Source organism: Rhodanobacter sp. DHB23 (assembly GCF_014842975.1).
Lineage (GTDB): Bacteria > Pseudomonadota > Gammaproteobacteria > Xanthomonadales > Rhodanobacteraceae > Rhodanobacter_A.
Window position 1 is genome coordinate 149,101 of sequence record NZ_JACYXK010000021.1, and the last position, 12,147, is coordinate 161,247.

Annotated in this window: 14 protein-coding genes and 1 tRNA gene; 8 read left to right on the plus strand and 7 right to left on the minus strand. The window is 68.1% G+C overall.

The annotated features are described in order from the left end of the window. Window positions 1–114: 114 nt before the first annotated feature. The 3 genes from IHE47_RS04520 (at window position 115) to IHE47_RS04530 (ending at window position 2,181) form a co-directional block, all read left to right on the plus strand. Complete coding sequence (locus tag IHE47_RS04520) at window positions 115–423, plus strand: hypothetical protein (protein ID WP_225561618.1); 309 nt, start codon at window positions 115–117, stop codon at window positions 421–423. Window positions 424–596: 173 nt separating this feature from the next. After that, on the plus strand, window positions 597–1,664 hold the full coding sequence (locus tag IHE47_RS04525) for a phospholipase A (protein ID WP_192104677.1): 1,068 nt from the start codon (window positions 597–599) through the stop codon (window positions 1,662–1,664). A gap of 13 nt (window positions 1,665–1,677) precedes the next feature. Next, complete coding sequence (locus IHE47_RS04530; RefSeq protein ID WP_225561619.1) at window positions 1,678–2,181, plus strand: GNAT family N-acetyltransferase; 504 nt, start codon at window positions 1,678–1,680, stop codon at window positions 2,179–2,181. Window positions 2,182–2,252: 71 nt separating this feature from the next. On the opposite strand, the gene IHE47_RS04535 is transcribed toward IHE47_RS04530, so the two are convergent. Then, on the minus strand, window positions 2,253–2,735 hold the full coding sequence (locus IHE47_RS04535; protein WP_192104678.1) for a peptidylprolyl isomerase: 483 nt from the start codon (window positions 2,733–2,735) through the stop codon (window positions 2,253–2,255). Between the two features lie 89 nt (window positions 2,736–2,824). Here IHE47_RS04535 and dacB point away from each other — a divergent pair, with 89 nt between their 5' ends. Next, window positions 2,825–4,360: a D-alanyl-D-alanine carboxypeptidase/D-alanyl-D-alanine-endopeptidase gene (gene dacB / locus IHE47_RS04540; protein WP_192104679.1), complete on the plus strand. Its 1,536-nt coding sequence runs from the start codon at window positions 2,825–2,827 to the stop codon at window positions 4,358–4,360. A gap of 6 nt (window positions 4,361–4,366) precedes the next feature. Here the strand turns inward: dacB and IHE47_RS04545 are convergent, their stop codons facing one another. Next, on the minus strand, window positions 4,367–4,852 hold the full coding sequence (locus tag IHE47_RS04545; protein WP_192104680.1) for a glutathione peroxidase: 486 nt from the start codon (window positions 4,850–4,852) through the stop codon (window positions 4,367–4,369). 77 nt (window positions 4,853–4,929) lie between these two features. Here IHE47_RS04545 and IHE47_RS04550 point away from each other — a divergent pair, with 77 nt between their 5' ends. The 3 genes from IHE47_RS04550 to IHE47_RS04560 all read left to right on the plus strand — a co-directional run bounded on the left by IHE47_RS04550 (window position 4,930) and on the right by IHE47_RS04560 (window position 7,546). Further along, a complete protein-coding gene (locus IHE47_RS04550; protein WP_192104681.1) occupies window positions 4,930–5,934 on the plus strand; it encodes a methionine ABC transporter ATP-binding protein in 1,005 nt (334 codons plus the stop codon). After that, on the plus strand, window positions 5,931–6,614 hold the full coding sequence (locus tag IHE47_RS04555) for a methionine ABC transporter permease (protein WP_192104682.1): 684 nt from the start codon (window positions 5,931–5,933) through the stop codon (window positions 6,612–6,614). The genes IHE47_RS04550 and IHE47_RS04555 overlap by 4 nt, the downstream gene beginning before the upstream one ends. A 179-nt stretch (window positions 6,615–6,793) precedes the next feature. Then, window positions 6,794–7,546: a MetQ/NlpA family ABC transporter substrate-binding protein gene (locus tag IHE47_RS04560; RefSeq protein WP_225561628.1), complete on the plus strand. Its 753-nt coding sequence runs from the start codon at window positions 6,794–6,796 to the stop codon at window positions 7,544–7,546. Window positions 7,547–7,667: 121 nt separating this feature from the next. Here IHE47_RS04560 and panD read toward each other — a convergent pair whose 3' ends face one another. The 5 genes from panD to pcnB form a co-directional block, all read right to left on the minus strand. After that, on the minus strand, window positions 7,668–8,054 hold the full coding sequence (panD, locus tag IHE47_RS04565) for an aspartate 1-decarboxylase (RefSeq protein WP_192104684.1): 387 nt from the start codon (window positions 8,052–8,054) through the stop codon (window positions 7,668–7,670). A gap of 100 nt (window positions 8,055–8,154) precedes the next feature. Then, complete coding sequence (gene panC, locus IHE47_RS04570; RefSeq protein ID WP_192104685.1) at window positions 8,155–9,000, minus strand: pantoate--beta-alanine ligase; 846 nt, start codon at window positions 8,998–9,000, stop codon at window positions 8,155–8,157. A gap of 23 nt (window positions 9,001–9,023) precedes the next feature. Continuing rightward, on the minus strand, window positions 9,024–9,854 hold the full coding sequence (panB, locus tag IHE47_RS04575) for a 3-methyl-2-oxobutanoate hydroxymethyltransferase (RefSeq protein ID WP_192104686.1): 831 nt from the start codon (window positions 9,852–9,854) through the stop codon (window positions 9,024–9,026). A gap of 46 nt (window positions 9,855–9,900) precedes the next feature. Next, the gene (gene folK / locus IHE47_RS04580; RefSeq protein ID WP_192104687.1) at window positions 9,901–10,398 is read right to left on the minus strand and encodes a 2-amino-4-hydroxy-6-hydroxymethyldihydropteridine diphosphokinase; all 498 of its coding nucleotides are present in this window, start codon (window positions 10,396–10,398) and stop codon (window positions 9,901–9,903) included. After that, complete coding sequence (gene pcnB, locus IHE47_RS04585) at window positions 10,395–11,747, minus strand: polynucleotide adenylyltransferase PcnB (protein ID WP_192104688.1); 1,353 nt, start codon at window positions 11,745–11,747, stop codon at window positions 10,395–10,397. The genes folK and pcnB overlap by 4 nt, the downstream gene beginning before the upstream one ends. A gap of 144 nt (window positions 11,748–11,891) precedes the next feature. Between pcnB and IHE47_RS04590 the strand changes: the two genes are divergently transcribed. Beyond that, window positions 11,892–11,967 (plus strand) — tRNA-Glu (locus tag IHE47_RS04590). Window positions 11,968–12,147 lie beyond the last annotated feature (180 nt).

Here is a 12,147-nt window from a genome sequence, read left to right on the forward strand (position 1 = left end):
CATTTAGACAGCCTTTGTTAGCGTCCTTTGCAGGCCTCGCCGGCAGCGGATTCCCCCTTCGCCGCTGCCCACAAGACCCACACCACGCAAACATTCTGGCATGGAGTAACGATGATGAAATCACGCAATGCGCTGTTGTCCGTACTCGCCGCCGGCACCCTGGCTTTTGCCGGAGCCTCGCTTGCCCAGGACACCGCCGGCCAGGCGCCGCCACCCATCGTGACCGTGCGCGGCGTACCGCCCACCGCGCCGCAAATCGCGCCGCCGCCGTCGTTCGAGCAGCTTTCCGGCGGCGGCAAATGGATCACCCAGGAACAGGCCGATGCCTATCCGCCGCTGGCGAACGACTTCCTCAACGCCAGCCATGGCGCCGAACGCATCGGCAAGACGCAGTACGAAGCCTGGGTCAAGCATCTGCAGTGAGGCATGCAAACCGGAAACGGCCGCATCGGCGATGCGGCCGTTTTTTTGTGTCCGCCATCCCTGGCGACCGATCGGCACAGTGTCCGGAGCCGCTCCCGGCGAATCCCTTGGAAGCCAGGAACCGTCGCCATGCATGGCCTAGACTTCACGCACATCCGCGCGACGGAGTCGCCATGAAACACCTTCGCCTGCTTCTGCTGGCCGGCGCCCTCACCGCCGGCACCTGTCACGCGCAGAACCCCGATCCGATGGACATCCGCGCCTGCACCGCCATCGAGAGCGATGCACAGCGACTGGCCTGTTACGACCGGGCCACCGGACGCGATCGCCTGCCCGCCGCACAGAAGCGCGCAGATCCGACCGCCGCGACGAATGCCGGCGTGTTCGCGTATGACGGGCAAGGCGGGCCCACCGGGGTCCCGGCGCCCCTGTCGCTGCTGGACAGTCGCTGGGAGCTGTCGCCCGAAAGCAAGCTGGGCACCTTCAACCTGCGCGGCTACCAGCCGGTGTACGCGATGCCGCTGTTCGCCACCAGCAACCAGAACAACCTGCCGCACAGCCCGAACCCCGACAACACCGTGCAGACGCCGCAGCAGCTGCAGAACGTCGAGGGCAAGTTCCAGCTCAGCCTCAAGACCAAGGTGTGGCAAGGCGTGTTCGGCGACGTGGGCGACCTGTGGGTGGGCTACACCCAGAGCTCGCGCTGGCAGGTATACAACGCCGCGGTGTCGCGCCCGTTCCGCGAGACCGACTACGAGCCCGAAGCCCTGCTGGTGTTCGACACCAACTACTCATTGCTGGGCTGGGACGGCCACATGGCCGGCATTGGCGTCGACCACCAGTCCAATGGCCGCAGCAACCCGCTGTCGCGCAGCTGGAACCGCGTGATCGCCGACTTCGGCTTCGAGCGCCCCGGCTGGGTCGTCATCTTCCGCCCATGGTGGCGCATCCCCGAGGCGCGCAGCGACGACGACAACCCGGACATCAGCCGCTACATGGGCCGTGGCGACATGCAGATCATCCACGAATGGAACGGCCAGGAATTCGGCCTGATGCTGCGCGACTCGCTGAGCCTGGGCGACAGCAACCATGGCGCTGCGCGCTTCACCTGGAGCTTCCCCGTCGCCGGCAACCTGCGCGGCTACATGGAACTGTTCAAGGGCTACGGCGAAAGCCTGATCGACTACAACCACAACGCCACGTATTTCGGCGTGGGCGTGTCGCTGCTCGACTGGTATTGAAGCAAGGAGCACGATGCGCGACACGCTTTCCCAGGAACGCAACCGCGAGCAGCATGTGAACGACACGATTTCGATCCGTCCCGTGACGACCGCCGACTACGCCGCGTGGAAACCGCTGTGGGACGGCTACAACGCGTTCTACGGTCGCAGCGGCCCCACCGCCCTGCCGGAAGAGATCACCCGCAGCACCTGGGCGCGCTTCCACGACCCCGCCGAGCCGGTGCACGCGCTGGTGGCCGAACGCGACGGCGCGCTGCTCGGCCTGGCGCACTACCTGTTCCATCGCAGCACGATCCAGATCGCACCGAGCTGCTACCTGCAGGACCTGTTCACCACGCCGGACGCGCGCGGCCTTGGCGTGGGCCGCGCCCTGATCGAGCGCGTCTACGAACTCGCGCAATCGGCGCGCGCGCCACGCGTGTACTGGCAGACCCACGAGAGCAACGCCACCGCGATGCGGCTCTACGACCAGGTCGCGGAGAAATCGGGGTTTGTCGTCTATCGCAAGATGCTCTGACGACAAGGGCCCGGCAGTTCATGCCGGGCCCCCTGGGTATCGCGCATTGGCAACGCGCCGATGCGACGCGATCAGTGGTGATGGCCACCCGCGCCGTGCACGTGGCCGTGCGACAGCTCTTCCTCGCTGGCCTCGCGCACGCCGGTCACCTCGATCGCGAAGTGCAGCGGCTTGCCGGCCAGCGGATGGTTGCCGTCGATGTGCACCTTGTCGTCCTCGACCTTGGTCACGGTGACGTTGATGACGCCCTGCGGGCCGTGGCCCTGGAACTGCATGCCGGGCTGGATGTCGGCCACGCCCTGAAAGGCCTCGCGCGGCACTTCCTGCACCAGTTCCTCGTGGCGCACGCCGTAGCCTTCTTCCGGCGCGACGTGGGCGTCGAACTTGTCGCCCGCCTGGCGGCCTTCCATCTGCTTCTCCAGGCCCGGCACGATGTGGCCGTGGCCGTGCAGGTAGCCCAGCGGCTCGCGACCGGCGGAGCTGTCGACGACCTGGCCGTCCTCGTCGGTGAGCGTGTAGTGGAAGGTGACGGCGGCGTTCTTGGCGATCTGCATGACGGTGTTCCGGTATCGGTGAAAGAGCCGGTTTTGCGCCGGCATGGGCGTGCAAGCCTAGCAGATGGCGACTTTGCGATACTCCGCGCATGAAAGCCGCCCCGTGGATCGCCTCGCTGCCGTGCCTGTTGATTTCGCTGTGTGCCGGACTGCCGGCAACGGCATCTCCCGCAACAGCTGCAGCAGTGCAAAGCACGCGCCCGCTGGCCGCGCAGATCGACGCGATCATCCGCCAGCCGCGCTACGCCGCCGCCGACTGGGGCATCGCCGTGGTATCGCTGGACAGTGGCCGCACGCTGTACGCGCACCAGTCCGACAAGCTGTTCCAGCCCGCCTCCACCGCCAAGCTGTTCACTGCGGCGCTGACGATGGAAACGCTTGATCCGCAATCCCGCATCCCTACGCGCCTGCTCTCGGCCGCAGCCATCCGCCACGGCAAGCTGGATGGCCCACTGCTGCTGTACGGCATGGGCGACCCCACGCTGGGCACGCCCGGCGCGAATCCCGACTGGACGGACGATCTCGCCGCGCAACTGGCCGCGCATGGCATCCACGAAGTGCATGGCGACCTGATTGCCGACGCCACGTATTTTTCCGGCCCGCCGCTGGGCAAGGGCTGGGAGGCCAGCGACCTGCTGGGCTGGTTCGCCGCACCCGCTTCCGCGCTGAGCGTGCACGAGAACACCGTGGCCATCACGGTGACACCCGCCGCCGGTGCAGGCCAAGCAGCGGAGTTGAGCTTCAAACCCGACGTGGCGACACCGCCGCTTGCGAACACGCTGGCCACCACTCCGGCGCGCACACCCGACGACATCAACCTCTACCGCGCACCCGGCGATACGCTGCTGCACGCCTTCGGTGGCATCGCCATCGGCACGCCTGCGCACACCTACCAGCTGGCCATTCCCGACCCGGCACGGCAAGCCGGCGAAGAGTTGCGCGCGGCGCTGGCGCGCCACGGAGTACGACTGACCGGCAAACTGCGCGTGCTCGCGTGGCCGGAGCGCGACGACGCGCTGCGCGCCAACGCGCAGGTGCTGGCCGAGGTACTGTCGCCGCCGGTGCGCGACATCCTCGCCCAGGGACTCAAGCGCTCGCAGAACCTCTACCTGCAAAACCTGCTGCAACTCGACGGCGTCAGCGCGCAAGCCGCGGCGGCAAGCCAGCCCGGCGCGCCCACCGGTTTCCTCAGCAGCGAAGCGTGGGGCCTGCGCGCACTGCACGACCTGCTGGAACGCATCGGCATCGCGCCGTCGTCGGTGCTGGTGGAGGAAGGCAGCGGACTGTCGCGTGGCGACCTCGTGACGCCAGCGGCGATGGCGCAACTGCTGCAATACATCGCCACGCAACCGTGGGCGAACACTTTGCGCGACATGCTGCCAGTGGCCGGCGTGGACGGCACGCTGGAATGGCGCATGCGCGACGGCCCCGCCACCACCAAGGTGTACGCCAAGACCGGCAGCATGGGCTACGTGCACTGCATCGCCGGCTACGCCACCGCGGCGGACGGCCAGCGGCTGGCCTTCGTCGTCATGCTCAACAACTACGACCGCAGCGGTGGCGAACCGAGCGCCAACCGCGACATCGATGCCATCGTGCAGTTGCTGGCGGCCCAGCGCGGCTGAAACGGGTCAGGCGCCCAGCACCCGCCCCAACTCCTTCCCGATCTTCTCCGGCGTGTCGGTGGGCGCGTAGCGCTTCACCACCTGCCCCTGGGCATCGACCAGGAACTTGGTGAAGTTCCACTTGATCGCCTCGCTGCCGAGGATGCCCTTGCCTTCGCTCTTGAGCCACTTGTACAGCGGATGCGCGTCCGCGCCGTTCACCTCGACCTTGGCGAACATCGGGAAGCTCACGTCGTAGCTGGTGCTGCAGAAGTTGCGGATCTCCGCCTCGTCGCCCGGCTCCTGGTGGCCGAACTGGTCGCAGGGGAAGCCCAGCACCGCCAGGCCGCGCTCGCGCCCTTCCCGCCACAGCTTTTCCAGCCCGGCGTACTGCGGGGTGAAGCCGCATTTCGAGGCCACGTTGACGACCAGCAGGGTCTTGCCCCGCCATTCCGACAGCGGGCGTTCGTTGCCGTCGATGTCGCGTGCGCTGAAGTCGTAGATGTCGCTCATGGCTTGGATTCCGCATATGGCCGTATGGAAGGCCGGGCAACGGCTAGAATACTCGCCCGTATCGAAATCGTGCCGCCGTGATCCGCTTCCTCGACGTACACAAGTCCTACCGCGTGGATGGCCGGGAGATTCCCGCGCTGCAGCCGTTCAACCTCGACATCGTGGATGGCGAGGTGTTCGGCATCATCGGCCATTCCGGCGCGGGCAAGTCCACGCTGATCCGCCTGATCAACCTGCTGGAACGTCCCAGCGGCGGGCGCATCCTGATTGGCGATACCGAGATGACCGCGCTGGACGAGGCCGCGCTGCACGCGCAGCGCCGGCGCATCGGCATGATCTTCCAGCACTTCAACCTGCTCGCCTCGCAGACCGTGGCCGACAACGTGGCGTTTCCGCTGCGCCTGGCCGGCGAGCGCGATCAGGTGAACATCCGCGTCCGCGTGGCCGAACTGCTGGAACGCGTGGGTCTGTCCGAGCATGCGAACAAATACCCCTCGCAGCTCTCCGGCGGCCAGAAGCAGCGCGTGGGCATCGCGCGCGCGCTGGCGAACCGGCCCGAGATCCTGCTGTGCGACGAAGCCACCAGCGCGCTCGACCCGCAGACCACGGCTTCCGTGCTCGACCTGCTGGCCGCGATCAACCGCGAGCTGAAGCTCACCATCGTGCTGATCACCCACGAGATGGACGTGGTGCGCCGCATCTGCGACCGCGTGGCGGTGCTCGACGCCGGCCGCATCGTGGAAAGCGGCACGGTGGCCGACGTGTTCCTGCATCCCCGGCATGCCACCACACGGCGTTTCGTGGAGGAGGCGCTGCCCGAGGAGGCTGCCACCGCGCAGGCACCGGGAGTCGCCGGCCGCGTGATGCGCCTGACCTTCCGCGGCGCCGCCACGCTGCAACCGGTGCTGAGCCGCGTGATGCGCGAGCACGGCGTGGATTTCAACCTGCTCGCCGGCCGCATCGACCGCATCAAGGAGCTGCCCTACGGCCAGCTCACCCTGGCGCTGGAAGGCGCGAACACCGACGCCGCGCTGGCCGCGCTGCGCGCAGCCGGCATCGAGATCGAAGAGGTGGCCGCATGATGGCCTCGCCGCTGCAAAGCCTGTTCCCCAACATCGACGACTGGGGCGAACTGGGCCGCGCCTGCATCGACACCCTGCTGATGCTGGGCGGCTCGCTGGCGCTCACCGTGCTGATCGGCCTGCCGCTGGGCGTGCTGCTCTACCTCACCGGCCAGGGCCAGCTGCGCGCGATGCCGAAGTTCTACGGCATCGTCTCGCTGCTGGTGAACGTGCTGCGCTCGGTGCCCTTCATCATCCTGATGATCGTGCTGATGCCGGTCACCTACGCGCTGGTGGGCACCAAGCTGGGCGTGCGCGGCGCGATCCCGCCGCTGGTGATCGGCGCCGCGCCGTTCTTCGCAAGGCTGGTGGAAACCACGCTGCGCGAGGTGCAGAAGGGCGTGATCGAGGCGGCGCAGGCGATGGGCGCCAGCACCTGGCAGATCGTGCGCCACGTGCTGCTGCCCGAGGCGCGCGCCGGCATCGCCGCCGGCATCACCGTCACCGCGATCGCGCTGGTGGGCTACACCGCGATGGGCGGCGCGATCGGTTCCGGCGGCCTCGGCGACCTGGCCTACCGCTACGGCTACCTCAGCTACAAGTCCGACTACATGGTGGTCACGGTGGCGCTGCTGGTGGTGCTGGTGCAGTTGCTGCAGATGCTGGGCGACCGCATCGTGGCGCGTTATAAGCACCATTGATCCGGTTATTTCCCCGCCAAGGTTTGGCCATCTAGTCTGGAACTCCCCTGGAAACCGCCATGATCCATGCTGCTGCTCGCCGCCCTCTCCGCCGTCCTTTCGCTGCTGCTGCTCGCCGGCATCGCCCGCAAGCCGTCGTGAAGTGGCTGCTGCGCGCCGCCGGCGCCGCAGCCTTTGCCCTGCTGGCCGGCTGCTCCGCGCCGAAGCAGGATGCCGACACGCTGGTCGTGGCCGCCACCGCGATACCGCACGCGGAGATCCTTAAGCAGGTGCAGCCCATCCTGGCGAAGGAAGGCGTGAAGCTGGAGATCAAGGTATTCGCCGACTACGTGCAGCCAAACACCCAGGTGGCCGAGAAGAACATCGACCTCAACTACTTCCAGACCAGGCCCTACCTGGACGCCTTCAACAAGGAGCACGGCACCGACCTGGTGCCCATCGTGGGCGTGCACATCGAGCCGTTCGGCGCCTACTCGCGCAAGATCAAGAGCATCGACCAACTGCCCGACGGCGCCACCGTGACGCTGCCGAACGACCCGAGCAACGACAGCCGCGCCCTGCTGCTGCTTGCGAAGAACGGCCTGATCACGCTGAAGGACCCGGCCAACGCGCTGTCCACGGTCAAGGACATCACGGCGAACCCGAAGCACCTGCAGTTCAAGGAGCTGGAGGCGGCGATGCTGCCGCGCACGCTGGACGAGGTGGACCTGGCGCTGATCAACACCAACTATGCGCTGGCGGCGGGCCTGAATCCCACCAAGGATGCGCTGCTGATCGAGAGCAAGGATTCGCCCTACGTGAACTACCTGGTGGGCCGCCCCGACAACCGGAACGACCCGCGCGTGCAGAAGCTGGCGCAGGCGCTGACCAGCCCGGCGATCAAGGCGTTCATCGAGCAGAAGTACCAGGGCGCGGTGCTGCCGGCGTTCTGAGCATCGGCGTTACGCATCACGCCGGACGTAGGAGCGCACCCTGTGCGCGATTGCCTTGTGCTTCGATCAGAGTGCGAGGCAATCGCGCACAGGGTGCGCTCCTACGGATTCAACCACCGGCTCAGGCGGCCGCCATCTGCTTCGGGATCGAGCGGTTGGTGTGGGTGATGCGATTCTTCTCGTCCACGTAGACGCAGGTGGGCTGGAACTGCGCCAGCTCTTTCTCGTCGATCTGCGCGAACGCGGCGATGATGATGAGGTCGCCCACCTGCACGCTGCGCGCGGCGCTGCCGTTCACCGAGATGATGCCGGAGCCTTCCTCGGCGCGCAGCGCGTAGGTGACGAAGCGCTCGCCGTTGTCGATGTCCCAGGCATGGATCTGCTCGTACTCGCGGATGCCCGCGGCGTCGAGCAGGTTGCCGTCGATCGCGATCGAGCCCTCGTAGTGCAGCTCGGCGTGGCTGACGGTGGCGCGATGGATCTTCGCCTTGAACATGTTCAGTTGCATGACTTCGGTTTCCTGCGGGGACGGCCCGCGTGGGTGCGCATTATCGAACCGGCGACATTGCGCCGCAACATCGGCTGTTCAGCCAGGAAATGGGGGCGTTTCAGTCGAACGGCAAGTTGTCGATCAGGCGCGTCGAGCCCAGCCGCGCGGCGACCAGGGCCACCAGCCCTTCGCGCTCGCCATCGGCCGGCTCGGACAGGTCCTCGGCACGGCGGATCGCCGCGTAGTCCGGCACGAAGCCCGCACGCTCCAGCTTCGAATGCGCGGCCTCCTCGATGATGCGCCGGGCGTGGCCCTTGTCCAGCAGCTCGCGCATCTGCTGCAGGGTCTGCCGGATCAACGGCGCCTGCGCCCGTTCCGCCCCGGTGAGGTACTGGTTGCGCGAGCTCAATGCCAGCCCGTCGTCGGCACGCAGGGTGGGCGCACCGATCACCTTCACCGGCAGCGCCAGGTCGCCGACCATCCGCTCGATCACCTTGAGCTGCTGGAAGTCCTTCTGGCCGAACACCGCCAGGTCCGGCTGCACCAGGTTGAACAGCTTGCACACCACGGTGGCGACGCCGTCGAAATGGCCGGGACGGTGCGCGCCTTCCAGCGTGTCGGTGATACCGGGCACGTGGATGCTCACGCCCTGCTCCGCACCGAACGGATACATCGTCGCCACTTCCGGGGCGAACAGCAGGTCGCAGCCATGTTCGGCGAGGCCGGCCTGGTCCTGCACCAGGGTGCGCGGGTAGCGCTCGAAGTCCTCGTTCGGCCCGAACTGGGTGGGATTGACGAACACCGTGGCCACCACGCGGTCGGCGCGCGCGCGCGCCAGCTTCAGCAGCGAATGGTGCCCGGCGTGCAGGTTGCCCATGGTGGGCACCAGCGCGACGATCTGGCCCTGGGAGCGCCAGCCGCGGATGGCGGCGCGCAGCGCCGGGGCGTCTTGCACGGTTTGCATGGAATGTTCTCGGTCAGTGAGGCTCAGTTGAAGCAATGCTCGGGCGCCGGGAACGCCCCGCTGCGCACGTCGGCCGCATAGGCGGCGAGCGCGGCCGCCACAGAATCGCGGCCGGCAAGGAAATCCTTGCTGAACTTGGGCCGCTTGCCGGGCGTGATGCCGAGCATGTCGTGGATCACCAGGACCTGGCCGTCGCAGTGCGGGCCGGCGCCGATGCCGATCACCGGGATCTTCAGCGCCTGCGTCACCCGCTTGCCCAACGCTGTGGGCACGCCCTCCAGCACCAGCAGGTCCGCCCCCGCGGCCTGCACGGCCTGCGCCTCGGCGAAGATGCGGTCCGCCGTTTCCTGCTCACGGCCCTGGATGCGGAAGCCGCCGAACTTGTGCACCGATTGCGGCGTGAGGCCCAGGTGCGCGCAGACCGGGATCGCGCGCGCCACCAGTGCGGCGACCGCGTCGAGGATGTGCGGCGCCGCGCCTTCGATCTTCACCATCGCCGCGCCCGCCTCGCCCACCAGCCGCGCGCCGGCTTCCAGCGTATGTGGCACGTCGCGGTCGGCCATGAACGGCAGGTCGGCCACCAGCAGCGTGGCGGACAGCCCGCGCGCCACCGCCTGCGTGTGGTAGACCATGTGGTCCAACGTCACCGGCAGGGTGCTCTTGTGCCCCTGCACCACCATGCCCAGCGAATCGCCCACCAGCGCCACGTCGATGCCGGCCAGTTCCACCTGCGCGGCAAGGCTGTAGTCGTAGGCGGTGAGCACGGCGATGCGGCGGCCTTCGGCCTTCATGGCATGCAGGCCGGGCACGGTGACCGGCTTGCGCGCGGGAATGGTGGCGGGATCCACGTACACGATGATGCCTCGAATCGGGAATCCGCCAATTATCCGCTGCGCCGCATCATTCGGCCACCCGGCCCTCGGCCAGGCGCTCGCAACCCTGCGTATCCGTCGCGGCGAGCAGGTCGGCCACGCGGCCCTGCCCCGGCAGCACGAGGTCGGGCGACAGCTCGGCCAGCGGCAGCAGCACGAAGGCGCGTTCGGCGATGCGGGGATGCGGCAGGGTCAGGCGGGCGTCGTCCAGTTGCACGCCATCCATGTGCAGCAGGTCAAGGTCCAGCGTGCGCGGCCCGTTGCGCTCGGCGCGCACGCGGCCAGCGCGCTGCTCGATGGCCAGCAGCGCGTCGAGCAAGGCGTGCGGTTCCAGGCCGGTTTCCAGCAAGGCGGCGGCGTTGACGAACGGCGGCTGCGCCAGCACGCCCCACGGCGGGGTTCGATACAGCCGCGAACGGCGCAGCAATCGGGTATGCGGCAAGCGCGCCAGCGCGTCCATGGCATCCAGCACCTGCAGGCACGGATCGCCGATATTGCCGCCCAGCGCGACGTAGGCCGCGGTCACGCCGGCTTCGATTTCGCCGCGGGTTTGCGCCGGCGGCGCTTGCGCACGGGGCTGGCCGCGGGCGCGCCGGGGTCGGCGTCATTGCCGCCGCCGTGCGTCGGCAACGCCGCCGCCAGCGTGTCGTGCGGCAACTGCTGCGCGTGGTCCCACCACAAGCCCAGCTCGCGGATCGCCGGCGACTCGTGCCCGCGCAGCAGCAGGAAGTCGAACGCGGCGCGGAAGCGCGGATGCGTCAGCAGGCGCAACACCTTCTTGCGCTGGATCTGCTCGAAGCGCGGCTGCAGCGACCAGATCTCTTCCATGGTGAGGGTGAAACGCCGCGGGATCGCCACGCGCTGGCACTGCTCGGCCACCACCTGCATCGCGGCGTGCGCCCAGGCGTCGTTGGCGTCCTTGCCGCGGGCGATCTGGTGGTGCGCCAGGTCGCGCACCTCGCCCCACAGCAGTACGGCGAACAGGAAGGCCGGCGTCACCGACTTGCCCTCGGCCACGCGCTCGTCGGTGTTCGCCAGGCCCTGCTCGACCAGTGCGCGCAGGGCTTCGTCGCCACGCTTCAGCGCACGCGCCGTGGCCGGGAACAGGAACTGCAGCAGGCCACACTGCTCGAGCATGCGGAAGCTCTTCAGCCCGTGCCCGGCGAGGAACATCTTCAACGACTCATCGAACAGCCGCGCCGGCGACGCCTCCAGCAACAGCGAGCCCAGCTCCGCGAACGGCGCAGCGGCGGCCGCGTCGATGCTGAAGCCGAGCTTGGCGGCCAGCCGCGCCGCGCGCAGCATGCGCACCGGATCCTCGCGGTAGCGCGTGGCCGGCTCGCCGATCAGGCGCAGCACGTGGTCCTGCAGGTCCTGCATGCCGCCCACGTAGTCGCGCACCGAGAAATCGCTGATGTCGTAGTACATCGCGTTGACGCGGAAGTCGCGGCGAATGGCATCTTCCTCGATCGAGCCCCACACGTTGTCGCGCACGATGCGGCCGTCGACGATGTGACGCTCGCCCTCCGCGCCCTCCTCCTCGCCGGTGCCGCGGAAGGTCGCCACCTCGATGATCTCCGGCCCGAACACCACGTGGGCCAGCCGGAAGCGGCGGCCGATCAGGCGGCAGTTGCGGAACAGCTTCTTCACCTCGTCCGGCGTGGCACTGGTGGCCACGTCGAAATCCTTGGGCCGGCCGCCCAGCAGCAGGTCGCGCACCGCGCCGCCGACCAGGAAGGCGTCGTAGCCGGCCTCGTTGAGGCGGTACAGCACGCGCAGCGCGGCCTTGCTGATGTTCTTGCGGGAAATCGTGTGCTGCTCGCGCGGGATGATGCGCAGCGCGGGCCTGACGTCGTTCCTGGCTTCGGGATTCAAGCGGCTGGGATTCCTGGCGGGTACTTGTCCGGCACGCCGCCTCGCGACGGCGCGACGGCCTGCAAGCCGTGCATGATACCCGCCATCGCCGCGGCATTGCCGAACGGAACAATTCCGCTATACTACCGCGCTCTGCAAGACTCCGCTCCCATCGTCTAGCGGTCCAGGACACCGCCCTCTCAAGGCGGGAACACGAGTTCGAACCTCGTTGGGAGCGCCATTTGCTTGTGCGATTCGTCCGGAATCGCCGCACGGCGCGGGAATACGGCAAGCTTCGAGTGCTTGCCTTGTCCGAGCGCCACCAGCGGCCATCCATGGCCGCACTCCTCAGAAACAGCCGGCACGATCAAGCGATCGTGCCGCTTGTTTTTGGGCGACGGCCCAGGCGGCAGTCGCTTGC